Below are 20,996 nucleotides of genomic sequence, written 5' to 3'. Positions count from 1 at the left end.
CTTGGTCGTTCGACGGGCACAGACTTGTAGTCGCACAGACAAACATGGCGGGCGGGCCAGGGAACACTCCTTGGCCCGCCCGCCGTCGTCATGAGTCGTCAGGACCGCTTGAGTACCGGGGAAGGGGTCGGACGCACGCTGCACCACAGGGCCCCAACCGCCGCTGCTGACAGCGCGACGCCCACCATGTGCCAGATGACCAGCCACGGGTCGAGATGGGTGAAGTACTGGGAGTATCCGATGATGGCCTGGTAGATCTCGACAGCCACCAAGGCAATGCTCCAGCGACGCATCATGGCCAGGTGGCGGGTGGTAGCGACGGCCAGGCAGGCGATCGTCAGGGCGACGGTGATCCACACTGAGATGCCATGCAGTCGTGCCACAGCCTCAATGTCGAACCCGGTCCGTGCCGAGCCGGAGTCCCCGGCGTTGGGACCAGATCCGGTTACCACTGTTCCCAGCCACATCACGACGCACATCATCGCCACGGTGGCGCGCACCAACCCCATCGTTAGTCCGTCGACGGCCTCGCTCGAATGAGGTCCGGTCAACCAGATCATCTTGACGTCAACGAGGATGATCGCCACCGACAACAGTAGGTGCAGCGCCACGACGAACGGGTTGAGCTCGAGGAGTACCGAGATCCCGCCAATGACAGCCTGCAGAGCGATGGACACCAGGTTGATCCATGCCAAGGCCATGAGCTGGGCCGTGACGCGGACCCGGTAGCAGCGGACGAGCAGGCCGATCGCCACCGCCACCAGGACGAAGGTCAGCAGGCGGTTGCCGAACTCGACGTAGGAGTGGATCCCCATCGCCTCATGGGGGGTGAACGTCCCGGCGGTGCAATGGGGCCAGGTGTTGCATCCCAGTCCTGAACCGGTTAGGCGTACCACCGCACCGGTGACGATGATGCCCATGTTGGTGACGAGGGCAGCGATGCACCAGCCGTACAAACGGCCATCTCGGGAGGTCATGAGATCCACCTGAACACCTTTCGTGCCAGCAGGCCAAGCAGAATCGCCCAGATCAGCAGACTTGCCAGTGGCGACCAGAGAGTCTGTCCGGCGCCCCAGGCTCGCAGGGACTCCCCGAGCGCAGTGGTTGGCAGGACGGCGATGATGGGGCGAATGGCCTTCGGGTAATCGGCCAGTGGCCACAGGATGGCGCCTGCGACCAGACCGACGATGTAGATCAGATTGGCCAACCCGAGGGTGACCTCGGCCTTGAGAGAACCAGCCATTGCCAGGGCCAGGAAACCGAACGCCAGCATGGCAAGGATGACGTTCCCGAGGGCTGGCAACCAGGCCAGAGCTGACCCGTGGGGATGCCATCCCAGTGTCGAGGAGACGATGACGAGCAAGATCACCTGGACCAGGCTGATGACGGAGTAAGCCATGGCCTTGCCGGCCAGCAGGCCCGATCTCCCCAGGGGAGTGGCGGACAGACGCTCCAGCACGCCGTACCTGCGTTCGAATCCGGTCATGATGGCCTGGGACGTGAAGCAGGTCGACCAGATGGCCAGTGCAAGAACCGACGGAGCCAGCAGGTCCATCGTCAGTCCGACTCGGTCGCCGAGAAATCGTCCTGCGACGAGGATCCCGATGGGGATGACGAGGGCCAGCAGCAGCTGTTCACCATTGCGCATCACGAGGCGAATCTCGGTACGGGCATGATTGCGGATCCGCGCAGCCGCCGGTGCCGCTTGCGGTGCGGGGTGAAGGTCTAGTGTCGTCACGTCAGTTCCTCCCCGCCGCGCGGTCACTGGTGTGTGTCAGGAAGACGTCTTCCAGACTCGCCTCAACGGTGAGCTCCGGCACCGTCCCGTGGACGGCGACCTTTCCCCGATCGACGATCCAGACGTGGTCGGCCAGCCGCTGGGCCTCGTCCATGGCATGGGTGGTGAGGACGACGGAGACCCCGTCGTGTCGCATCTGCTCGATGATGTCCCAGGTGTGGTGACGCGCGTGGGGATCCATTCCCGACGTCGGTTCATCGAGGAAGACCAGCTGGGGACGTCCTATCAGGGCGGCAGCGAGGTTGACGGCCTGCTGCTGACCACCGGAGAGACGTCGGTATGTGGTGCGCACGAAGGGCGTGATCGCCAGGGCGTCGATGAGGAGATCGGGATCGATCGGGTCGGCATGCAGACCTGCCATGTACTGCAGCAGCTCACCGGCCCGAATACCGCTCCAGGCGCCCGCGCTTTGCGGCATGAGACCAGTGGCGGCGGTGGCCTCGGAGCTGCCCGGGGCGTGGCCGAGGACGTCGATACGCCCGGAGTCGGGGGAGACGAGAGAGGTGCAGCAGCGCATCATCGTCGTCTTGCCCGCACCATTGGGGCCCAGCACAGCGGTGATGGCGCCGGTGGCGGCGGACAGACTCAGCCCGTCGAGGGCCGTGACACGACCAAAGGTGACCCTCACGGCGTCGAGAATCAGAGCTTCTCTCGGAGCGTGAGGGTCACCACTCGGGGTCAAAGGGGTTTCTGGCACGACGGCCAGTGTAGAACCCTTCCATCAGTCACAGCCCGCTGCCAGCCTCCTTGGCGACGTCGTCGTACTCGTCGTTGCCGCCGGCTGAGTCAATCCGCATGCCGTAGAAGGAGCGGTAGACGAAGAAGCAGGCGATGAGGAAGAACACCGCAGCGAGGATGTAGGTGAGCGGTCCGGCACCGATCGACACTGCCAGCTCGACGGCCAGCAGACCGAAAAGGGTTGTGAACTTGATGACCGGGTTCAGGGCCACCGAGGAGGTGTCCTTGAACGGGTCACCGACGGTGTCACCAACCACGGAGGCATCATGCAACTCGGTGCCCTTGGCGTCCAGGTCAACCTCGACGATCTTCTTCGCGTTGTCCCAAGCACCGCCTGCGTTGGCCATGAAGATGGCTTGGTACAGGCCGAAGATAGCGATCGAGATCAGATACCCGATGAAGAAGTACGGATCGACGAAGGCGAATCCCAAGGCTGCGAAGAACACGCCCAGGAAGATGTTGAGCATGCCCTTCTGGGCATACTCGGTGCAGATCTGGACGACCTTCTTGGAATCCTCGGTGGAGGCCTTCGTGGCGTTCTCGTCAAGCTGCATGTTGTTCTTGATGAACTCGACGGCTCGGTAGGCACCGGTCGTCACGGCCTGCATCGAGGCTCCGGAGAACCAGTAGATGATCGCACCACCGGCGATCATGCCGAGCAGGAACGGAGCGTGGGTCAGACCGAGCTTGTTGACCTCGGCAGCATTCGACAGGCCCTCGGTGAGCATCATGATGATTGAGAAGATCATCGTGGTGGCACCGACGACGGCAGTCCCGATGAGTACCGGTTTGGCCGTGGCCTTGAAGGTGTTGCCAGCGCCATCCTGGGCTTCCAGGATGTGCTTGGCGACGTCCCACCGGGGTGCGAATCCGTACTGCTTCTCGATGTTCTCGGAGGCATTCGGGATCTCCTCGATGGTCGACAGCTCGTAGACGCTCTGGGCGTTGTCGGTGACAGGGCCGTAGGAGTCGACGGCGATCGTCACCGCTCCCATGCCGAGGAAGCCGAAGGCCACCAGGCCGAAGGCGAAGACAGCCCACTTGACCTCGCTCATGGCTCCCATGTCGCCCAAGCCGGAACCGGTGCCGGAGACGAGGAAGGAGATGCCCATGAGGGCGACGATGATGATGCCCAACCAGAATCCGGAGAAATTACCGGCAACCAGACCGGACAGGATGTCCAGGGAGGCGCCGCCTTCGCGGGCGCTCGTGACGACCTCACGGACGTGCCGGGAGTTCGTCGAGGTGAAGGCCTTGACGAGCTCTGGGATGAGGGCGCCGGCCAGGGTGCCGCAGGAGATGATGATGGACAGCTTCCACCACATCGTCCCGTCGCCCATCGAGCCGAGCATCCACCAGGTGGTGAGGACGGTCAGCAGGATCGACATGACCGAGGTGATCCAAACCAAGGAGCTCAACGGCTTCTCGAAGTCCATCTCGGGGACCTTGCCGTAGCGGGCCTTGGCGACCGCGTTGTTGATGAGGTACGAAACGAAGGAGGCGATCAGCATGACGACGCGTACCACGAAGATCCACACCAGCAGCTGGACCTGCTCGGTCTGGTCCGGGACGGCTCCCAGCACAAAGGTGATGAGGGCGACGCCGGTGACGCCGTAGGTCTCGAATCCATCAGCGGAGGGGCCAACCGAGTCACCCGCGTTGTCACCGGTGCAGTCAGCGATGACGCCGGGGTTACGGGCGTCGTCCTCCTTAATGTGGAAGGCGATCTTCATGAGATCGGCGCCGACGTCAGCAATCTTGGTGAAGATCCCGCCGGCGATACGCAGGCAGGCGGCTCCGAGGGACTCACCAACGGCGAATCCGATGAAGCACGGGCCGGCGAGGTCACCGGGCAGCACCAGCATGATGAAGAGCATGAGGGTCAGCTCGACGCTGATGAGGACCATGCCGATGCTCATGCCGGAACGCATCGGGATGTCGAAGGTTTCCCATGGGGAGCCACGCAGCGAGGCGTGGGCAGTACGGGAATTGGCAAAGGTGTTGACGCGAATGCCGTACCAGGCGACTCCGAACGATCCTGCCATGCCGATGAGGCTGAACAGCAGGATGATGAGCACCTTGGCGCCCATATGTTCCAGGAACAGGAAGTACACGACGATGACTGCCGCGATGAAGGCCCACAGCAGCATGAGGAACTTGGCCTGCTGCTTGAGGTAGGTCTTGCAGGTTTCGTAGATGAGCTCGGAAACCTCGTGCATCGCCTCGTGGACGGGCAGCTTCTGCAGCTTGGAGTACGTCACCAGACCGAACACCAGACCGAACAGGCAGATGACCAGACCGATCCACAGCAGTGCGGTTCCGGAGACGTTTCCGACTTGCTCATTGAGAGGAGGCAGTTTCAGATTGGCCTCACCACCACCTCCCCTCGGTTCCCCGTCGCTTGAGCCACATCCGGTCAGAGCGAGGGTGGTGAGAAGTGCGGGCAGTGTGCAGCCTAGTAGGCGCTTCATGGGGGAAACCCCCTTGTCAATCGTGTTCACGATCCTGTCTCTTCCCTGAGAACTCTCGTGCACCTGCTTCGGTGCAGGCCTTATCCCCAACGGTATGACTTGCTGGTCACATTGTCAGCAGCCGGGATCACGATGTGCAGAATGTCACCGTGTCGGGCCGGTATCGCTCATGGGTTCAGCGCGTCTCGGCATGCCGGGTGCGTTGGCTCTCTGCACCCGGGGTGTCGGGCGTCAGCGTTCTCAGAGTGATTCCGGCGATCGAGCGATATTGCCCCGCCGTCCCACCGGAGGAGTGCGTGGACCACGTTGACGCACCACAGACGCCAATGGATGATGTTCGATCCCGGGCGTTGGCGGAACTGGACGCTCTCGTGTGCCAGCTTCGACCGGCTCCGCATCGCGATCGTGACCTGGATCGAACGCAACTACCATCGGCGACGCTGACGAGCCCGTCTCGGACGCGTGACACCGGTCGAGTTTGAGATGCTTCGATCACAACAGGCAGCTACCGCCGCCTGAGCTACCGTGTCAACCACACTCGCGGCAGACCCGCGTGTATTGCAGCCACACCTGCTACATCCGCCACCGCTTCGGCACCAAAGGCGCACGCCTATGACGTCCACTCAGCCGCGTGTCGAGGCGGCCATGGCAATCGCCCTCGCCCGACTCGACCACCTTCAGCGATCCGGTGTCTTCACCGGGGCACAGATGGCTCGTATCGCCGGTCGGGTCGCCGCTGATAGGGGTGCGGAAATCGGGACGTTGAAAGCACAAACCTTGGTTGACTTAACCGTCGATCAGAGCGGGGTATAGACGTGCGAACGATATAAAATCTGTAGTCAAAGAAAGAAGCGTGGTGATGGTGACAACGGAACGCATCACCGAGCCACTCAAGAGTGCTCGGACCAGGAATATCGCGCCGTATGCTTGCATTTCGATGGAAAACGACCGGACCCCGAAGTCGTTGTTGTCACAGATTTTTTGCTATTCCGAACTGATCCAAGCCACCCCCGGCTGGGGCTATGCGGGCGCCTACGCCGACTCCGGTATTCCGAGCGGAAAGCTTCACATACCGTCGTCCCCGTCGTATATGTGGGGGATAATGTCGAGAGTGAATACGTCACTCACCTGAGCGGTGTTCGGGAGTGGAAGCGGTCGGTGAAGTGGTGAGAAGAGTAGCCTTGATGTCAGCCTTGGCGGTTGGGGTCGTTGGCTTATCAGGGTGTGGCGGTCAGCAGGGCGAGACCTCGCCTTCTCCGGAGGTCAAGGTGACCTCGTCGGCAGCGGCTCGCTCTGCATGTCGAGACTCTTCTATGACCTCTCGGGCAGAGAAGCTCACCACCTCGAATGTTGATTCCCTCAAGGGACACAAGGCGTGGGGCTGTGCAATTGGTGGAGATGATGACGGCGAGGGTATGCAGTTTGAGACCATCACTCAGGCTGACGTCGACTCAATGAAGAAAGACCCCATTATGGCTGACGTCCCCGTCCCGACGGGATCCAGCTGTGACGTCCCTCACGGTGCCGTGTATCTATTGTTCCTTGAGGATGGCCGTATTTTCCAGCATCGGTTGGTCGAGTGTTCGTATCACGACGAGAAGTGATCTGGCCGTTCGCTGTGGTTGTGGCCCGGCTCCGCGTCAACGGAGCTGGGCCCCGTATCGTGTGAGACTCACTCTCGCGCCGTTACTTCAGGGTTTTCAGGATGCTCATGCGCGTCGGGCGGGCCCCGTCGTAGCGCGTATGACCAGTTCCGGGCGCACCAGTCTCTCTCTGAGGAAAACCGCGTCACCGCGCACCAGACCGATGAGAGATTGCACCGCCATCGTCGAGATGAGTCCGACGTCCTGATGCAGACTCGTGAGCGGGGGATCGGTGTACCGCATCAGGGCTGAGTCATCGCTACCGATGACGGAGACGTCACGGGGGACCGACAGGCCCTGTGCGCGGACGGCCCGGATTGCTCCCAAAGCCATGAGGTCGGAGCCACAGATGATGGCGCTGACCCCCTGACCGAGGAGGTCGACAGCCGCATGAGCTCCGCCGTCGACGGAGAACACGGTGTTGCTGACGGTGACCTTGCCATGCCCGCCGAGTCGACGATCCATGGCCGCGCATACACCTTGTTCCTTGCGCTGTGCCGGGACGTATCTGCGAGGACCCACCGCGAGGCCGATGTGCTCGTGCCCAAGGCTGACGAGATGGGCGATGGCCTGATCCATGGCGGACACGTCGTCGTCACTGATCTGCGGCGTCGCAATGGTGGGCGAATACCCGTTGACAAGCACCAACGGTAACCCGACGTCAACGAGGTGGTGGTAAGTGGACATGTCCGCAGTGGTGTCGGCATGCGACCCTGACATGACGATGATTCCCGAGACCTGACGTGATCGCAGCACCCGGATGTAGTCGTCCTCGCGCATGCCGCCGGGGGCCTGGGTACATACGGCGGTGGCGTACCCCTTCCGCGAAAGCAGGGTCTCAATAGCTTGGGCGTAGCTTGCGAAGGCGGGATTGGTGAGCTCGGGAACGATGAGTCCGACGAGCCCCGTCGTGACGGGCTTGAGGTGGGTGGGGCGCTGATACCCCAGGACGTCGAGGGCGGTGAGCACACACTGCCGGGTGGAGTCTGAGACCCCGGGCTTGTCATTGAGGACCCGGGAGACGGTGGCCTGGCTGACGCCTGCCTGGTCGGCGATCTCGGCAAGGGTTGGTCCGCTCATCTCTTCTCCTCCCGGCAGTGTGTCACGTCACTTCACCGCCCCACCGGTCAGCCCGGAGACGATGTACTTCTGCAGCCAGAGGAACAGCACCATTGGGGGAAGGGCGGCGAGCACGGCGCCGGCCGCGAAGACTCCCCAGTTGGAGCTGGTCTCAGTGGAGACATACTGGTACAAACCGATGGCCAGGGTCGAGGTATGTGGGTCGGCACCAAGAATGACCGAGGCCACCACGTATTCGGTGAAGGAGCCGATGAAGCTCAGCAGACCGACGACCGCCAGAATCGGGGCCACCAGCGGCAGGATGAGGGTGAAGAAGATGCGGGCATGGCCTGCACCGTCCATCCGGGCAGCCTCGTCGAGGGACTGCGGCACGGTGTTGAAGAAGCCGTACATGAGGTAGGTGTTCGCTCCCAGGGCTCCGCCCAGGTACACCATGATGAGCGCCAGCCGGGACCCGATTCCCAGCACCGGGTAGACGTCACCGAGCCATGTCAGTAGCAGGAAGATGGCCACCACCGTCAGAAGCTGGGGGAACATCTGCACCAGCATGAGAGCCAACAGACCACCGCGACGCGCCTTGAAGCGCATCCGGGAGAAGCTGTAGGCAGCCAGAGCTCCCAGGAAGACGGTGAAGATCGCGGTGACCGCGGCGATGATGACGGTGTTGAGGTACCACCGACCGTATGGACGCACAGGGTCGCTCATGAGTTTGGAATAGTTCGAGAAGTCGATCTTCGAGAACAGCTGGTTGGAGCCGGTCAGGGTGCCGCCTGGCGACAGGGACGCCGAGAGCACGTAGACCAGTGGGAAGGCCGCGAAGACAACAGCGATGATGCCGAGCAGATGACGCCACCACTGCGACTTGAGTCGCTTGGAGAACGGCGTGCGGCAGTTGGCGTCCTTGATGGCAGAGGACACTGTTGCGGTGCTCATCAGTTGACCTCCTCAAGGTCCTTGGTCTGGCGGAATCCGAGCCAGGAGATCACGCCGACGATGATGAAGATGATGACGGAGAAGGCGCTGGCCAGGCCGTAGTCACGACTGGCACCGGAGAAGGCGACCTTGTACACCATCGAGATGAGGATGTCGGTGGCGCCGACATCGAGGCTGGTGTCGGTGAATCGGGGGCCACCGAGGGTCAGCATGTAGATGAGGACGAAGTTGTTGAAGTTGAAGGCGAAGGAACTGATGAGCAGCGGTGCCAGCGGCACCATGAGCAGTGGCAGCTTAATCTTCGTGAAGGTGCGCCAGGCGCTCGCGCCGTCGATCCGAGAGGCTTCCAGGATGTCTCCCGGGATGGACTGCAGAGCGCCCGTCGAGACGATGAACATGTAGGGGAAACCCAGCCACAGGTTGACGATGAGGACCGCTGCCTTGGCGATCCAGGGATCTGTCAACCAGGGAATGGATGCTCCACCCAGCAACACCTGGTTGATGAAGCCGAACTCCTGGTTGAACATCCCCGACCACACCAGGGCTGACAGGAACCCTGGGAAGGCATAGGGCAGGAGCATGAGGATGCGGTAGAACTTCTGTCCCTTCATGGAGGTGTCGTTGAACAACAGGGCCAGGGCCAGACCGAGGGCGAAGGTCGTCAACACCGATAGCACGGCAAAGGCGAAGGTCCACGCGGTCACCCTCAGGAACGGTCCGCGGACATCATGGTCGGTGAGAGCCTTCTTGAAGTTCTCGAACCCGACGGTGACCTTCCAACCGGGCTCCAACGCCTTGCCGGAGGCTGAGACGAAGTTGCCGTGACCGTTGTCCTTGTAGACGGTGCCGTTCGTGTCAGTCATCGTCGCGGTCTTCTCGTCGTAGGTCATCGTCGAGGTGAATTCGAAGGCCTGTGAGCCAGTCGTGGTGCGGATGAATCGGGCTGATGCGCCCTTGGAGACGGGAACCTGCAACTGAGAGATCTCATCGCTGCGTTGGGACACCTCAGAGAACGGGAGAACGCGGTAGCCCGGAAGATCTTTGATCCTTCCCAGAGAGTTGAGCTGTGCCCCATCGACGGGTTCCAGGGGCTGATCGGACGTGCCAGCTCGTACCTTCTTGGTACTGGGATCGATGATGATCAGGGCCAGCTTGCCATCCTTCTCGGCGACGCTCGAGTCATAGACCGGAGCGTTGGGGACACGTTGCTGGTTGTCTCGTTGGATGGCTGCGACGGCGTCGTCATGACTGCCGTTGTGCCCATCGCCGTAATTTGTGAAGCCCACGTAGATCGTGTAGGCCATCACGCCCACCGAGAAGACGAGCATGAAGACGATGCCGGGAGCCAGGTACTTGGCCGGCAGCATCCGGTTGGGTGGCAGGTAGATGAGGGTGATGATGACGGCGATGACGCCGATGCCGATGGCCATTGCAGTGGATCCATGGGCGATGGCAGTCATGACGCCGTAGACGGCGATCGCGTCGAGGACGCCGAGAAGTGCGATCTTGAGGATCCAGGCCCACAGTGACCCGGAGCACTTGCCGCTGGCTGCGGCGACACGCTTTTCCCGTGACTCGTGGTCGACGGTTGATGATGACGACATGATGTGGGGTTCTCCGGTTCAGCGGGGCATGTGAGGAAACGCCGGCACTGGCGTTGCGGGAGGTGGGGGCGCGCGACATCGTGCGCCCCCACCTGGAGGCTGAGATCAGCCCTTCTTGATCTTGTCGTTGATGGACGTCACGGCCTTGTCCCAGGTGGCCTTGGGGTTGGAGACCTTGCCGCTGATGATCTGAGCCTCGGCGACGCCCCAGTCAGCCCACACCGATCCCATGGCGGGGATGTTCGGCATCGGGACGGCCTTCTGGCCGACGGCGCCGAATGCAGCGACGTCCTTGTCCGCCTTGGCCTTCTCGAAGGCCTGCTTGTTGGCCGGTGGACGATTGCCGACCTTGAACAGCTCGGCCTGAACGTCCGGGTTGCCGACGTACTCGACGAGGAACTTCTGGGTGGCGACGGCGTTCTTGGTCTTGGTGCTCATCCAGAATCCCTGGACGCCGACGAACGGGGTGGCGGGCTGGCCACCGGCAGAAGGGATTTCGCTGATCTCGTAGCTGATGCCAGCCTTCTTGAAGCCGTCGAGGTTCCACGGTCCGGTGAGGATGAAGGCAGCCTCGCCCTTGCCGAACAGATCCTTGGAGATGTCCTGGGAGATGTTGAGGTTGAGGTTCTTGGCCTTCCCCTGCTCGGCCAGCCATGCGGCGAACTTCTCGCCATTGGAACCGCCCATGGCGACCTTGGCGGCGTCGAAGCCATTGTCCTTGAACTCGAAAACCGGGGCGCCGAAGGAGGCCTGGAATGGGTACAGGTGGTACGGATCGGACTCCTTGGGGTCAAGCCCCACGAGGAAGGGGTACTTCGCGCCGGACCTCCTGCCCATCTCGATCATCTCGTCGAAGGTCTTCGGGGCGTCGGTGACGAGCTTGGTGTTGCGAACCAGAGCAATGTTCTCGGTGGCATAAGGAACGCCGTAGATCTTGCCGTTGACGGTGAAGGCCTGGATGGCGACGCCCTGGTAGGCGGAGGTGTCGTCGAGCTCCAGTGGGGCGACGACACCGTTCTCGACCATGCGACCGGTGCCGTCGTGGGCAGCGATGGCGGCGTCAGGGCCCTTACCGGTCGGGACCTGGGTGATGAAGTCGTCGGGGATCTTCGCGAAGTCCTTGACGGCCAGCTTGACGGTGACCCCGGTGTCGGACTTGAACTGCTCGGCGACCTTCCGAAGGACGGGTTCACGGTTGGAGTCAGTCCACACCAGGATTGAGCCGGCAGCTCCGGCGGCCGAGGACGCAGCACCGGATGCTGACGAGGTGGATGACGAGGGGGAGTCATTGCCGCCGCATGCGGACAGGACGCCGACGGCAGCAACACCGAGACCTCCAAAAAGCATTGAGCGACGCGTGATGTCAGGCATGTGGGTACACCTTTCGAGGCAGCTCGACGCTCATCGTCGAGCACGTAGTTGTGCATCAGGCCGACGTATCGCTGTCGGTCGTTTGCAGCGTGCTGTCAGTGTTGCAAAGTGTTACACGGTTGTCTAGTCCAAGCGAGGTGAGATTTATCACTATCTAGCAGCTACGAGTCCCGGGCGGCGTTCTAATGGGTTCTGACGACGAGGACCGCGCCTGATGAAAGTGTTGCGGTCTTGGTCTGCATCGTGGCGCTTCGTCGCCACGATGGGCTCCAGTCGGGGCTTCGTCGTGGTACTCCCTACACCCCGGTGAAAAGGCCAGTTGGAAATCAATACACTACCGCGTATTCTGGGAATTAGAATGTCTAGGGTGACTGGAAATTGATTGCGGGAAAATCGTACTCGCCAAACGTGTATAACGCAGGGAATTCCTCGTTATCACGCCATTCTGGCGCTGGGCTCTATTTTGGTGGTCTCGCTATTGGCCGTCAGCTGTGCAGCTCGGGTAGAACTTCGGGGCAGATCTGCGGATATATCGTGCAGGATAATTTTGGTCGCATCAAGCTTGATGGTGTTACGGCTGGCCATCAAATAACGCTTGCAAAGCAAGAGGGTAGATGGAATTCCCATGGTTATAATGGTATTAGGGGGGGAGATTCAGGCGGCCCCGTCCATTATAACAATGGATCTGGAAAGATGGTCTATGCCGACCTGGTTAAAGGTTACTCGTGGTGGAAGCCGGGGACACAAAAACGATGCACCTACTACGCCACGCAATTGAGTGGAGTTCGCGCGTGGAAAAGCTCAGTCCGATGGTGAGGAGAAGCTCGGCATGGTGGGGTGCCATCGTCGTGATCGTACTGATGGCCACGGCGTGCACCTCGACCCCGAAGCCCGACGGTCCGGCCTCATCACCTGTCGCGACGACATCATCAGCGGCACTGGCTATGTGCCGAGACCGAGGTCAGCTTGACCGCGCTCAAGAACTGACTACATCCAATGTTGCCCACATCAAGGGACACAAGGCCTGGGTGTGCTGGGTAAAACCGTCAGGTCAAGCGGAGGGGGTCGTGCCTCAAGGCCCTTACAGTGACGCCGATATGCGTGAGACCCGCAAGTCCGGAATCCTGGGCGACACACCCGTTCCCACTGACGCGGACTGCCATGTCGCGCCAGGCAAGGTGTACATACTGACTGACGATGGACAGGTGTGGTGGCATCGGATCGTGGAGTGCGGGGAGAACTTGAGCTGACGACCGAGAGCCACCTGACAGTCGCGGGTCGCGATGTCGTCGGCAGGCACCAGCAGGCCAGTGATGACAGCTACACGAGGAATCGCGTGAGGTCGTCCATCCTGCACAACGGCCCGTCGACGGCACGGGCCTTCAACTGCTGTCTGGCATGGTCACGGTTCCAGCTGGTCACCTCCACGACCTGATCCAAGATCCGGCCCTTGTCCTTCTCCGAAGCGGCCTGGTAGGCCCGGGCATACTTCTTGGTGCTCACACCCGATCGTGGCCGACACTCACTTCGCGGGGAAAAATGTGTGGGGTACGGACCCTTGCTACGCGGGGACTTTATGTGAGTGTCGTCGCAGGCTTGACGGAGTGGGTGTTCTGGTGTTGCGGCATTTGATTTCGGGAAAAGGGTAACGACGCCCTTTGGTCATCGATGACACCTGTGTCTGCTAGTGCTGTTACCTCGTTCAACGGTGAGAATGATGATGGTTATGAACAAGAATTCATGATTGGCTTTGGTTCTTGTGGGGATTCTCTGCTGTGGTGTACTTCAGGCGGGGGTGTCCCAAGCGTCACCAGAAGAGGGGGAGCTGGTCCGTGCGATCTGTGAGAGTCCTCGGTCTGCTGATGGGGATTATTCCTTTGATGGCTCTCCTTTCAGGGAAGTCAATGACGCCAGTGATGAATTGGCGAGCGTTTTCGATCGGTATCGTGACGTATGGGGTGGGGGCGAGTTTTGTCGTGATTATTCTGGCTTGAGGGTTTACGTCAAGGACCCTTCGAGCGTGGAAGAAGTCGGTGACGTGGTGAGAAAGCTAGCTATGCTGCCAGTTCTGATGGTTGGTCTCGTCGGCCTGTCGGGGTGTGGCGACTCTTGAGGTCTCTCCTTCTCCGAGCATCAAGGTGACCTCGTCTGCAGATGTCCGCTCCGCATGTCAGGACACCAGCGTCATGTCTCGGGCGGAGAAACTCACCACCTCGAATGTTGATTCCCTCAAAGGACACAAGGCATGGGGCTGTGTGATTGGTGGGGGAGGATGACGGCGAGGTTCTGCAGTTTGAGTCCTTCGCCCAGTCTGACGTCGACTCGATGAGAAAAAGCCCCGAACATGGCTGATGTCCCGCTTTCCAAGGGATCCAACTGTGAGGTCACCAACGAGGTGACGGTCCTCTTCCTCGACGATGGCCGTGTCTTCCAGCATCGAGTGGTCTAGTGCACCTATGCCGACGAGAAGTGATTCTCTTGGCGTTGCGCAGATGGTCCGGCTTCGTATCAGTGAACCCGAGCCGCATGTGGTCCAGGCCTGGCCCCGCCTTTTGGTGCCCGGGGTGCCCACCGGCGGGTCGGCATCGGCATAGGGTTGCCTAACTTGCATCAGGGTCGGTTTAAGTAACAATGGAGTTGTGAAAAATTCGACCGACACCGAGGTGGCCGCCGCAGGTCGCGACGTCGTCGGCGAGCACCAGCAGGGGGGCGCGGATAGCTCCACGAGGGATCGTGTGATGTCGTCCATCCTGCACAATGGCCCGTCGACGGCCAGTGAGCTGGCCGATCGTCTCGGCCTGACAGCAGCGGCAGTGCGCCGCCATCTCAGTTCCCTCGTCAACGAGGGCCTCGTCGATTCCCGCGAGAAGAAGGTCTTTGGAGCACGAGGCAGGGGTCGTCCCTCCCGTGTGTTCTTCCTTACCGATCATGGGCGGGCCGATTACTACACCGCATACGACGACCTGGCGATCTCGGCGCTTCGGCAACTTGCTGACGCTGTCGGGCCGTCGGCCCTTGACGCGGTGGCCAAGGCCCGAGTCAACGACATTGAGTCGCGGTACCGCACCCTGCGGGAAGAACGTCCTGACGAAGTCCCGGCCCAGTTACTGGCCGAGGCCCTGTCAGCAGACGGATACGTGGCCACCATCCAACCGGCAGGCACCGGGCAGCAGATCTGCCAGCACAACTGCCCGGTTGCCGAGGTGGCCAAGGTCTTCCCGCAGTTGTGTGAGGTCGAGACCCAGTTGTTCTCCGAACTCCTCGGGTCGCACGTCCAGCGGTTGGCAACGATCGCTCACGGTGACGGGGTGTGCACCACCCACATTCCCGTCGACGTCGAGATCACCCGTCGGGCACTCTCCGAGCCGTCCAAGCGTCCATCCATCCGAAAGGATCACTCATGACCCAGGTTGACACCCCCACAAGCCTCCCGGGCACCGGCGCCAGCCAGGACGAACACCTGGCTGCCCTCAGCGGCTACAAATACGGCTGGCACGACTCCGATGCCTACGCAGCAGCTTCTCAGCGCGGACTGTCCGAGGATGTCGTGCGCGGCATCTCGGCCATGAAGCATGAGCCGCAGTGGATGCTTGACATGCGTCTCAAGGCCCTCAAGCTCTTCGGGCGCAAGCCGATGCCGACCTGGGGCGTCGACATCAGCACGATCGACTTCGACCAGATCAAGTACTTCGTGCGCGCCCAGGAGCGTCAGGCCCAGTCCTGGGAGGACCTTCCGACCGACATCAAGAACACCTACGACCGTCTGGGCATCCCGGAGGCCGAGAAGGATCGTCTGGTTGCCGGTGTGGCCGCCCAGTACGAGTCCGAGGTCGTCTACCACAAGATCAACGAGGAGCTCGGCAAGCAGGGAGTGCTGTTCCTCGACACCGACACCGCCCTCAGGGAGGAGCCCGAGCTCTTCCGTGAGCACTTCGCCAGCGCCGTCCCGCTCGGTGATAACAAGTTCTCCGCGCTGAACTCCGCCGTGTGGTCCGGTGGCTCCTTCATTTACGTGCCGAAGGGCGTCCACTGCACCATCCCGCTGCAGGCCTACTTCCGCATGAACACCGAGAACCTCGGCCAGTTCGAGCGGACCCTGATCATCGTCGACGAGGGTGCCTACGTGCACTACGTCGAGGGCTGCACCGCCCCGATCTACAAGTCGGACTCACTGCACGCGGCAGTCGTCGAGATCATCGTCAAGAAGAACGCCCGTTGCCGTTACACGACCATCCAGAACTGGTCGAACAACGTGTACAACCTCGTCACCCAGCGTGCCTACGTCGAGGAGGGCGGCACGATGGAGTGGATCGACGGCAACATCGGTTCCAAGGCCAACATGAAGTACCCCGCCTGCTACCTCATGGGCCCGCACGCCAAGGGTGAGGCTCTGTCGGTCGCCTTCGCAGCCGAGGGACAGCACCAGGACACCGGCGCCAAGATGGTCCACAACGCCCCGTACACCTCGTCGACGATCGTTTCCAAGTCGATCTCCCAGGGCGGTGGACGCTCGGCCTATCGCGGCCTCGTCGCCGTCGGCAAGGACGCTCACCACTCCTCCTCAGCAGTGCGCTGTGACGCCCTGCTGGTGGACGATATCTCGCGCTCGGACACCTACCCGTACAACGACATCCGTACCGACGAGGTGTCCATGGCCCACGAGGCCACCGTCTCCAAGGTCAGCGAGGATCAGCTGTTCTACCTCATGCAGCGTGGTCTGACCGAGGAGGAGGCCATGGCCATGATCGTGCGCGGATTCATCGAGCCGATCGCCAAGGAGCTGCCGATGGAGTACGCCCTGGAACTCAACCGGCTCATCGAGCTGCAGATGGAGGGTGCGGTCGGCTGATCCGCCCCCCGCCCAGACGAACCCCACTTTTCCCAGAAAGAGAGAAACTGCGTTGAGCGCACCAGCCGCCGCGCCCAGAAAGGGCCACAACGTCGCCATCGAGAACGACGTCGAATCCCATCTGCACCCCACCCCGTCGTGGGAGGTCGCCGATCATCCCATGCCCACCGGGCGTGAGGAGATCTGGCGGTTCACCCCGATCAAGACCTTCACCCCGATCCTCTCCGAGCTCGCTCTCGAGTCGAGCCAGGAGGCCGACGGCATCGACGTCGACGTCAGGGGGGCCGAGGGCATCACCGTCACCGACCTGGCTGCCAGCGAGCTGAATGACCTGGCCGAGACCCCGCAGGACCGTCTGTCGGCTCTGGCCGCAGCCGACCCGCACGCCGTCAATCATCGTCTGGTCATCCCGGCCGAGGCCGAGCTCAAGGTTCCGGTCGAGATCACCGTCAATGGTCACAACGACGAGATCTCCTGCCACCACAACGTGGTCGTCGAGATCGGCAACCATGCCCAGGCCACCGTCATCGTTCGTCACCGTGGTGTGGCCCGTCTCGGTGAGAACTGGACCTTCCGCGTCGGTGACGGTGCCCAGGTGACCGTCCTCTTCGTCCAGGAGTGGGACGACACCGCCATTCACGGTGCCCAGATCTCCTTCGAGATCGGTCGTGACGCCACCGTCCGCACTGCCCAGGCCAGCTTCGGCGGCAAGGCCGTGCGCATTTCCCAGACCGCCTCCTACGACGGCCCCGGTGGCAACCTGACCCAGCTCGGTGCCTACTTCGCCGATGCCGGCCAGCACATCGAGCACCGCCTGTTCGTCGACCACAATGCCCCCAGCACCGAGTCCCACGTGGACTTCCGTGGTTGTCTGCAGGGCAAGGACGCGCACTCGGTGTGGATCGGTGACGTCCTGATCCGTCCGGTGGCCGAGGACATCGAGACCTACGAGTCCAACAAGAACCTCGTCCTCACCGAGGGCTGCCGTGCCGACGCCGTGCCGAACCTGGAGATCCAGACCGGCAACATCCGTGGCGCCGGACACTCCGCCTCCACCGGACGCTTCGACGCCGAGCAGCTGTTCTACCTGCAGTCGCGTGGTGTCGAGGAGGCCGAGGCCCGTCGTCTCGTCGTGCATGGCTTCTTCACCGACATCGTCCGCAGGATCGGCGTGCCAGAGATCTCCGAGGAGCTCGTCGCCCGCATCGAGGCCGAGCTCGTCGAGAACCTCGGCCCCTCCACCACAGCGGAGGAGGACTGATGCCGGTCGTCACCAGTTTCTCGGCCCTCGAGGAGGATTCCCCGCAGGAGTTCGAGGTCGACGGCACCGAGATCGTCCTGGTACGCACCGAGGGTGAGGTCCACGCTATCGGAGCCATCTGCACCCATGCTCAGGTGCCGATGGCTGACGGTGACGTCGAGGACTGTGGCCTCGAGTGCTACATGCACGGGTCGATCTTCGATCTGCGCACCGGCAAACCCCGCAACCTTCCGGCCACCGAGCCGCTTCCCGTCTATCCCGTGACCATCGACGGCGACGACGTCCTCGTCGACGTCGCCAACCCCATCACCAAGGAGTCCTGAACCACCATGGCAACCCTGCAGATCAATGACCTTCACGTCGACGTTGAGACCGAGGCCGGTCCCAAGCAGATCCTCAAGGGAGTCGACCTGACCATTAACTCCGGAGAGGTCCACGCCATCATGGGCCCCAACGGTTCCGGCAAGTCGACCCTGGCCTACACCCTGGCCGGTCACCCCAAGTACACCGTCACCGGTGGTTCCGTCACCCTCGACGGTGAGGACCTGCTGGCGATGACCGTCGATGAGCGTGCCCGCGCCGGTCTGTTCCTGTCGATGCAGTACCCGGTCGAGGTGCCCGGTGTCTCCGTCGCTAACTTCCTGCGTACCGCTCGTACCGCCACCGACGGTCAGGCCCCGAAGCTGCGCACCTGGGTCAAGGAGGTCAATGAGGCCCTGACCCGTCAGGAGCTCGACCTCGACTTCGCCGAGCGGTCCGTCAACGAGGGATTTTCCGGTGGTGAGAAGAAGCGTTCCGAGATGGCCCAGCTCGAGCTGCTCCACCCGAGGTTCGCGATCCTCGACGAGACCGACTCCGGCCTGGACATCGATGCCCTCAAGGTCGTCGCCAACACCGTCAACCGGTACATGACCGACCCTGAGCATGGGCTCATGCTCATCACCCACTACACCCGAATCCTGCGTTACGTTAAGCCCACCCAGGTTCACGTCTACGTCGATGGCCGGGTGGCCGCCACCGGTGGTCCGGAGCTGGGTGAGGAGCTCGAGGCTGAGGGCTACGAGAAGTACGTGTCCGCTGTCAAGGCCAACTCTTGATCATGAGCTACGACGTCGAGAAGATCAGGAAGGATTTCCCCATCCTGTCCACCAGGGTGGGGGAGTACCCGCTGACGTACCTTGACTCGGCCAACACCTCCCAGAAACCGCAGGTCGTCATCGACGCCCTGAGCGAGCACTACGCCCGACACAACGCCAACGTTGCTCGGGCCATGCACCAGCTCGGGTTGGAGTCCACCCAGGCATACGAGGGCGGGCGTGAACGCACCGCGCGGTTCCTCGGGGCGTCTCGTCCCGAGGAAGTAGTGGCCCTGTCGAACGCCTCGGAGGCTCTCAACCTGTGTGCCCACACCTTGGGTGAGCGTCTCGGACCCGGTGACGAGGTCGTCATCTCGGTGATGGAGCATCACTCCAACCTGGTGCCATGGCAGCTCGTGTGTCAGCGCACCGGAGCCACCCTGCGGTGGTTCGACATCACCGATGAGGGCCGTCTCGACCTCGAGAAGGCCGAGGCGGAGGGCCTCATCAACGAGCACACCAAGGTCGTCTCCCTGACCCTGGCCTCCAACGTGCTCGGCACGATCAACCCGATCGGGATGATCGCCGAGCAGGCCCATGCCGTCGGTGCCGTCATGGTGGTCGACGCATCCCAGGCCGTCCCACAGATGCCTGTTGATGTGTCGGCCCTGGGAGCTGACCTGGTGGCTTTCACCGGCCACAAGATGTGCGGCCCGACCGGTATTGGCATTCTCTGGGGGCGCTACGACCTGCTCGCCGAGCTCCCGCCCTTCCTCGGCGGTGGCGAGATGATCGAGGTCGTGCGCATGGAGGGATCGACCTACGCCGAGCCCCCGCATCGCTTCGAGGCAGGCACCCCGCCGATCGCTCAGCTCGCCGCCCTCGGCGTGGCCGCTGACTATCTGGATGGCATCGGGATGGAGGCCATTGCCGAGCACGAGCACGAGCTCGCGGCCCGGATGCTCGAGGGTCTGCAGACCGTCAAGGGGGTGCACATCCTCGGACCGATCGACGCCACCGCCCGTACCGGCACGGTGTCCTTCACCATCGAGGGAGTACATCCGCACGACGCCATGAGCCTCATGGATGGTCACGGGGTCGCAGTGCGCGGTGGCCACCACTGTGCCAGGCCGTTGCACGAACGGCTGGGAATACAGTCGTCCCTTCGTGCGTCGTCATACCTGTACTCCACCACGGACGAGGTGGATCGGCTCGTCGAGTCCGTCGAGTACGCTCGGAGCTTCTTTGCCGGAGGTGTCGCATGAACGTCGAGGAGATGTATCAGCAGATCATCCTGGATCACTACCGGGAGAAGCACCACAGTGGTCTGCGCGAGGACTACGACGCCGAGGTGACCCAGGTCAACCCGTCTTGTGGCGACGAGTTGCTGCTGCGGGTTCACCTGGATGGCGACGTCATCTCCGACGTGTCCTATGACGCGGTGGGGTGCTCCATCTCCCAGGCGTCGACCTCGGTCATGACCGATCTCATCATCGGCAAGACCATCGACGAGGCCCAGGAGCTCTACCGCGGCTTCCAGGAGATGATGCGCTCTCGCGGCACCATCGAGCTCGACGAGGACACCTACGAGGACGCCATTGCCTTCGAGGGAGTCGCCAAGCTCATGGCGCGAGTCAAGTGCGCGATGCTCGGCTGGTCAGCACTGGAGGACAGTCTGCTCAAGGCGACCGAGAAGGCTCCGGCCACTGCCGATGCGATCGCTGAGAAGAACGAGACGAAGGAGGAGGGCTGATGAGCGATGACAACGCCGTGCCCGCCCAGGAAGTGACGCTGACGGCCATGCCGACCGTCGACGACGTCATCGAGGCGATGAAGGACGTCATCGACCCCGAACTCATGGTCAACGTCGTTGACCTCGGCCTCGTCTACGGGGTCAACATCGACGACGAGGGCAATGTCACCATCGACATGACGCTGACCAGCCCCACCTGCCCGCTGACGGATCGGCTGGAGTATGACACCCAGACGGTGCTGGAGGGGATCGTCAAGTCCGCGACGATCAACTGGGTGTGGCTGCCGCCGTGGGGTCTGGAGCGCATCACCGATGATGGCCGGGCGCAGCTCCAGGCGATTGGCTTCAACGTCTGAGTCTGTCGTCACGCCCCTGTGCCCGCAGGGACTGACGGGAGGGGCCGGGGAAGACCCAGCCCC

Annotated in this window: 21 protein-coding genes and 1 pseudogene; 12 read left to right on the top strand and 10 right to left on the bottom strand. The window is 62.2% G+C overall.

The window, feature by feature from the left end; translation table 11 throughout:
- Nucleotides 1–98: 98 nt before the first annotated feature.
- The 4 genes from ACP8ML_RS08150 to ACP8ML_RS08135 are packed head-to-tail and all read right to left on the bottom strand — an operon-like array spanning nucleotide 99 to nucleotide 5,007.
- Complete coding sequence (locus ACP8ML_RS08150; RefSeq protein ID WP_065673441.1) at nucleotides 99–977, bottom strand: COX15/CtaA family protein; 879 nt, start codon at nucleotides 975–977, stop codon at nucleotides 99–101.
- A complete protein-coding gene (locus tag ACP8ML_RS08145) occupies nucleotides 974–1,765 on the bottom strand; it encodes an ABC transporter permease (RefSeq protein ID WP_171048537.1) in 792 nt (263 codons plus the stop codon). Before ACP8ML_RS08145 ends, ACP8ML_RS08150 begins: the two co-directional genes overlap by 4 nt.
- A complete protein-coding gene (locus ACP8ML_RS08140; protein ID WP_171048536.1) occupies nucleotides 1,740–2,495 on the bottom strand; it encodes an ABC transporter ATP-binding protein in 756 nt (251 codons plus the stop codon). Before ACP8ML_RS08140 ends, ACP8ML_RS08145 begins: the two co-directional genes overlap by 26 nt.
- Nucleotides 2,496–2,523: 28 nt before the next feature.
- On the bottom strand, nucleotides 2,524–5,007 hold the full coding sequence (locus ACP8ML_RS08135) for a sodium-translocating pyrophosphatase (protein WP_117188712.1): 2,484 nt from the start codon (nucleotides 5,005–5,007) through the stop codon (nucleotides 2,524–2,526).
- A 1,313-nt stretch (nucleotides 5,008–6,320) separates the two neighbouring features.
- On the opposite strand from ACP8ML_RS08135, the gene ACP8ML_RS08130 reads away from it, so the two are divergent.
- Nucleotides 6,321–6,611 carry a hypothetical protein gene (locus ACP8ML_RS08130; RefSeq protein ID WP_117188579.1) on the top strand — a complete coding sequence of 97 codons (291 nt, stop codon included), beginning with the start codon at nucleotides 6,321–6,323 and terminating at the stop codon, nucleotides 6,609–6,611.
- A gap of 105 nt (nucleotides 6,612–6,716) precedes the next feature.
- Here the strand turns inward: ACP8ML_RS08130 and ACP8ML_RS08125 are convergent, their stop codons facing one another.
- The 4 genes from ACP8ML_RS08125 to ACP8ML_RS08110 form a co-directional block, all read right to left on the bottom strand.
- Complete coding sequence (locus ACP8ML_RS08125; protein ID WP_117188576.1) at nucleotides 6,717–7,730, bottom strand: LacI family DNA-binding transcriptional regulator; 1,014 nt, start codon at nucleotides 7,728–7,730, stop codon at nucleotides 6,717–6,719.
- 27 nt (nucleotides 7,731–7,757) lie between these two features.
- Nucleotides 7,758–8,663, bottom strand: a complete 906-nt coding sequence (locus ACP8ML_RS08120) for a sugar ABC transporter permease (RefSeq protein ID WP_016665788.1) — start codon at nucleotides 8,661–8,663, stop codon at nucleotides 7,758–7,760.
- On the bottom strand, nucleotides 8,663–10,267 hold the full coding sequence (malF, locus tag ACP8ML_RS08115; protein ID WP_117188574.1) for a maltose ABC transporter permease MalF: 1,605 nt from the start codon (nucleotides 10,265–10,267) through the stop codon (nucleotides 8,663–8,665). Before malF ends, ACP8ML_RS08120 begins: the two co-directional genes overlap by 1 nt.
- A 105-nt stretch (nucleotides 10,268–10,372) precedes the next feature.
- Nucleotides 10,373–11,479: a sugar ABC transporter substrate-binding protein gene (locus ACP8ML_RS08110; protein ID WP_486702908.1), complete on the bottom strand. Its 1,107-nt coding sequence runs from the start codon at nucleotides 11,477–11,479 to the stop codon at nucleotides 10,373–10,375.
- Between ACP8ML_RS08110 and ACP8ML_RS08105 the strand changes: the two genes are divergently transcribed.
- Nucleotides 11,463–11,765 (top strand): hypothetical protein, encoded by a 303-nt coding sequence (locus ACP8ML_RS08105; RefSeq protein ID WP_416241598.1) that lies wholly within the window; start codon nucleotides 11,463–11,465, stop codon nucleotides 11,763–11,765. The two genes, ACP8ML_RS08110 and ACP8ML_RS08105, sit on opposite strands and share 17 nt — an antisense overlap.
- A gap of 308 nt (nucleotides 11,766–12,073) precedes the next feature.
- Here ACP8ML_RS08105 and ACP8ML_RS08100 read toward each other — a convergent pair whose 3' ends face one another.
- Nucleotides 12,074–12,265, bottom strand: a complete 192-nt coding sequence (locus ACP8ML_RS08100) for a hypothetical protein (RefSeq protein WP_138774602.1) — start codon at nucleotides 12,263–12,265, stop codon at nucleotides 12,074–12,076.
- Nucleotides 12,266–12,705: 440 nt separating this feature from the next.
- Here ACP8ML_RS08100 and ACP8ML_RS08095 point away from each other — a divergent pair, with 440 nt between their 5' ends.
- Nucleotides 12,706–12,888: a hypothetical protein gene (locus tag ACP8ML_RS08095; protein WP_216362421.1), complete on the top strand. Its 183-nt coding sequence runs from the start codon at nucleotides 12,706–12,708 to the stop codon at nucleotides 12,886–12,888.
- Nucleotides 12,885–13,013 (top strand): annotated as a pseudogene (locus ACP8ML_RS08090) (transcriptional regulator); the annotation flags it as partial. The gene ACP8ML_RS08095 and the pseudogene ACP8ML_RS08090, both read left to right, overlap by 4 nt.
- Here ACP8ML_RS08090 and ACP8ML_RS08085 read toward each other — a convergent pair.
- Nucleotides 12,959–13,141 (bottom strand): hypothetical protein, encoded by a 183-nt coding sequence (locus tag ACP8ML_RS08085; RefSeq protein WP_065673449.1) that lies wholly within the window; start codon nucleotides 13,139–13,141, stop codon nucleotides 12,959–12,961. The pseudogene ACP8ML_RS08090 and the gene ACP8ML_RS08085 overlap by 55 nt on opposite strands.
- A gap of 1,136 nt (nucleotides 13,142–14,277) precedes the next feature.
- On the opposite strand from ACP8ML_RS08085, the gene ACP8ML_RS08080 reads away from it, so the two are divergent.
- From ACP8ML_RS08080 to ACP8ML_RS08045, 8 genes are all read left to right on the top strand, one after another.
- Nucleotides 14,278–15,042, top strand: coding sequence for a helix-turn-helix transcriptional regulator (locus tag ACP8ML_RS08080; protein WP_117188571.1), 765 nt, complete (start codon nucleotides 14,278–14,280; stop codon nucleotides 15,040–15,042).
- The gene (sufB, locus tag ACP8ML_RS08075) at nucleotides 15,039–16,487 is read left to right on the top strand and encodes a Fe-S cluster assembly protein SufB (protein ID WP_015582398.1); all 1,449 of its coding nucleotides are present in this window, start codon (nucleotides 15,039–15,041) and stop codon (nucleotides 16,485–16,487) included. The genes ACP8ML_RS08080 and sufB overlap by 4 nt, the downstream gene beginning before the upstream one ends.
- A 160-nt stretch (nucleotides 16,488–16,647) precedes the next feature.
- Complete coding sequence (gene sufD / locus ACP8ML_RS08070) at nucleotides 16,648–17,748, top strand: Fe-S cluster assembly protein SufD (protein ID WP_117188709.1); 1,101 nt, start codon at nucleotides 16,648–16,650, stop codon at nucleotides 17,746–17,748.
- The gene (locus ACP8ML_RS08065; protein WP_015582400.1) at nucleotides 17,748–18,071 is read left to right on the top strand and encodes a non-heme iron oxygenase ferredoxin subunit; all 324 of its coding nucleotides are present in this window, start codon (nucleotides 17,748–17,750) and stop codon (nucleotides 18,069–18,071) included. The genes sufD and ACP8ML_RS08065 overlap by 1 nt, the downstream gene beginning before the upstream one ends.
- Nucleotides 18,072–18,077: 6 nt before the next feature.
- A complete protein-coding gene (gene sufC, locus ACP8ML_RS08060) occupies nucleotides 18,078–18,845 on the top strand; it encodes a Fe-S cluster assembly ATPase SufC (RefSeq protein ID WP_004808738.1) in 768 nt (255 codons plus the stop codon).
- Nucleotides 18,846–18,847: 2 nt separating this feature from the next.
- On the top strand, nucleotides 18,848–20,089 hold the full coding sequence (locus ACP8ML_RS08055) for an aminotransferase class V-fold PLP-dependent enzyme (protein ID WP_065673451.1): 1,242 nt from the start codon (nucleotides 18,848–18,850) through the stop codon (nucleotides 20,087–20,089).
- A complete protein-coding gene (sufU, locus tag ACP8ML_RS08050; RefSeq protein WP_117188569.1) occupies nucleotides 20,086–20,577 on the top strand; it encodes a Fe-S cluster assembly sulfur transfer protein SufU in 492 nt (163 codons plus the stop codon). The genes ACP8ML_RS08055 and sufU overlap by 4 nt, the downstream gene beginning before the upstream one ends.
- The gene (locus ACP8ML_RS08045; RefSeq protein ID WP_004808735.1) at nucleotides 20,577–20,933 is read left to right on the top strand and encodes a metal-sulfur cluster assembly factor; all 357 of its coding nucleotides are present in this window, start codon (nucleotides 20,577–20,579) and stop codon (nucleotides 20,931–20,933) included. Before sufU ends, ACP8ML_RS08045 begins: the two co-directional genes overlap by 1 nt.
- The last annotated feature ends 63 nt before the right edge of the window (nucleotides 20,934–20,996 follow it).

The sequence above is a fragment of the Cutibacterium sp. LaCa_255 genome (assembly GCF_057458005.1).
This window is presented reverse-complemented; position numbering and strand designations above follow the sequence as displayed.